The following is a 622-nucleotide window of genomic DNA, read 5'->3' on the forward strand; positions in this document are numbered from 1 at the left end:
TACAATAAAGGATTTAGTGGTGTAAGTATTTGGTTGTTCTATTTCGCCAACAACAATATTTCCACCATCAATAACCAAAGAAGAATGATTGATGATAAAATTCTTATCTTCAATCTTATTCATAACTTTATCTACATCAGTAATGTATTTTTCCTTACCTTTAAGATAGTCGGGATTGTATACAAATTGAGAGAAACGATTACTTGCATATTGTATTGGCATATAATCACGACACCAATAATCCTTAGTTAAAGGAAGCATTTCATGCGCTACGTTATTAGCATCCAGAATTTCACAAACATCCTTATAGATATTGGGATAATCAGTACGTAGCAACTGTGAAAAAAACACTTTGTCTTTATATTGTTCTGTTATCATAGCTTTTCAACTCGTTTAAATCCCCATAATCTGTTGTCGTTTATATTGATTCGTTGCATAGGTTCTGCATAGCCCAGCGTTTCATCAGACTCATCTATCCATTCTATACTAAACTTGCCATTGCTTAGCATATTTGCTCCACCATATAAATCATACCAAAAATCATGAGGAGCCCAATCTTTTCTTTTTTCATTATTCTCCCAATCTTTTTCCCCAGGCACAATAGCTTTATAGCCCCTAATCA

The 622-nt window shown here is 33.3% G+C and carries 1 protein-coding gene and 1 pseudogene; both read right to left on the reverse strand.

The window, feature by feature from the left end; translation table 11 throughout:
* Positions 1–378 (reverse strand): annotated as a pseudogene (locus KM934_RS12930) (agmatine deiminase family protein); the annotation flags it as partial.
* The coding region (locus KM934_RS12935; RefSeq protein WP_215761041.1) for a hypothetical protein at positions 375–622 on the reverse strand (248 nt) is incomplete at its 5' end. The pseudogene KM934_RS12930 and the gene KM934_RS12935, both read right to left, overlap by 4 nt.

Source organism: Hallella faecis, assembly GCF_018789675.1.
GTDB classification, from domain to species: Bacteria; Bacteroidota; Bacteroidia; order Bacteroidales; family Bacteroidaceae; genus Prevotella; species Prevotella faecis.